This window comes from Paracoccus sp. (in: a-proteobacteria) (assembly GCF_030536915.1).
Taxonomy (GTDB): Bacteria; Pseudomonadota; Alphaproteobacteria; order Rhodobacterales; family Rhodobacteraceae; genus Paracoccus.
This window is the reverse complement of the sequence record NZ_JAUNPC010000175.1, coordinates 1-1,874: the sequence shown is the minus strand read 5'-3', so window position 1 is coordinate 1,874 and position 1,874 is coordinate 1. Positions and strand designations below refer to the sequence as shown.

At 71.6% G+C, this 1,874-nt stretch carries 2 protein-coding genes; one reads left to right on the top strand and one right to left on the bottom strand.

Annotated elements, in window-relative coordinates; genetic code table 11:
- Positions 1-93: 93 nt before the first annotated feature.
- Positions 94-906: an ABC transporter permease subunit gene (locus tag Q4F04_RS15390; protein WP_303370669.1), complete on the top strand. Its 813-nt coding sequence runs from the start codon at positions 94-96 to the stop codon at positions 904-906.
- A 13-nt stretch (positions 907-919) separates the two neighbouring features.
- Here Q4F04_RS15390 and speB read toward each other — a convergent pair.
- On the bottom strand, positions 920-1,874 hold a 955-nt coding region (speB, locus tag Q4F04_RS15385), incomplete at its 5' end, for an agmatinase (protein ID WP_303370668.1).

The following is a 1,874-nucleotide window of genomic DNA, read 5'->3' as shown; positions in this document are numbered from 1 at the left end:
GGGGCGATCTACCTGGCGCTGACGCTGGTCTCGAACCTCGTTCTCGGCCTGATCGAGCGCCGCTCCCGGCGCGGCCTGGGCGGGGTGGCCTGAATGGCGCTGTCCCGATCCACCGACATCGAACAGGGCGCGCGCCTTGCCCCCTGGCTGAAGCCGCATCGTGTGGTGCTGATCGCCATCGCCGTGGCCCTGGTGGCGGCAGCGGCGGCAGGCGGCCGCTGGGACTGGCTGCCGCGCTACCTGCCGCGCCTGGGGCAGGGGCTGGCGATGACGCTGGCCATGCTGCTGGGCTCGGCCGTTCTGGGCTTTCTTCTGGCGCTGCCGCTGGGGCTGGCGCAGGCGGTCGGCCCGGCCTGGCTGAAATGGCCGGCCAAGGCCTTCTGCACCGTGATCCGGGGCACGCCGCTGCTGCTGCAGCTGTGGCTGCTGTATTACGGCCTCGGCTCGCTGTTCCCGTCCATTCCCGGCCTGCGCGAATCGTTCCTCTGGCCCTATCTTCGGGAAGCATGGCCTTACGGACTGACGGCGCTGACCCTGTCCTTCGCGGCCTACGAGGGCGAGGTCATGCGCGGGGCCTTCGCGGGCGTGCCCGCGGGCGAATTGCAGGCGGGCCGGGCCTTCGGGATGTCGCCCTTCAAGGTGTTCCGCCGCATCTGGCTGCCGCGCGCGGTCCACCGGGCGCTGCCGACGCTGGCGGGCGAGACGGTGCTGCAGCTGAAATCGACGCCGCTGGTGGCGACGATCACGGTGGTCGATCTTTACGGCGTCGTCTCGCGGGTGCGGCAGGAAACCCTGCTGACCTACGAGCCGCTGCTGCTGCTGGCGGCGGTCTACCTGCTGCTGACCGCCGCGCTGGTGATCCTGTTCCGCGTCTTCGAGCGCCGGGTTCCCACGCGCGACGCCTGACCGGGGCCGCGCGTCAGCCCGGCCGCGCGGGGGGGTATCGCAGCACGGGGTGGTTCTCGCACAGGCTCTGCGCCCCCGCCTGGGGGGGGTTTGTGGAAGGGTCGTATTGCGGCGCGACCTCGACCACGTCGCCGCCGACCAGGTTCAGCCCCTTCAGGCCCCGCAGCAGTTCCTGCGCCTCGCGCGTGGTCAGCCCGCCGATCTCGGGCGTGCCGGTGCCGGGGGCGAAGGCGGGGTCGAGGCTGTCGATGTCGAAGCTCAGATAGGTCGGCCCGTCGCCCACCACCGCCCGCGCCCGTTCGATGAGGGCGGGGATGCCCAGGGCGTCGATCTCCTCGGCATGGATGACGGTCATGCCCGAGTCATACGAGAACTCCCACAGGTATTCCGAGGCCCCCCGGATGCCGATCTGGATGCAGCGCGCGGGGTCCAGGACGCCGTCCAGCACCGCGTTGCGGAAGGGGCCGCCGTGGTGGAACTTCGTCTGGTCGAAGGCGCCGCCGGTGTCGCAATGGGCGTCGATGTGGATCAGCCCCACGGGGCGATCGCGCCCGACCGCGCGCAGGATGGGATGGGTGATCGAATGGTCGCCCCCCACCGACAGGGGCAGGGCGCCCGCGTCGAGGATCAGGCCCAGCCAGCGCTCGATGTTCTCGTGGCACTGTTCCAGCCGGTAGCGGCTGTCGAAGGGCACGTCGCCCACGTCGGCCACGCGCAGCTCGTGCACGGGGGCGCTGTCCAGCGCGTGGTTGTAGGGGCCGATCCGCTCGATCCCCCGCAGCGCCCGCGGCCCGAAGCGGGCGCCCGAGCGGTTGGTCACGCCCAGGTCCATCGGCACCCCCAGCAGCGCCACCTGCAGGCCCGAGAAATCGGGAGCGTCCGTTGTCACCTGCCGATAGGGCGCGTTCAGAAGCGTCGGCACCCCGCTGTAGGGCGCGGCGCGGGTGCCGCCGGGGGAAAAGATCTTC

Excerpts from the sequence above, each read along its gene's own strand:
- Q4F04_RS15390 (WP_303370669.1), top strand. The coding sequence starts at position 94 with ATGGCGCTGTCCCGATCCACCGACATCGAACAGGGCGCGCGCCTTGCC.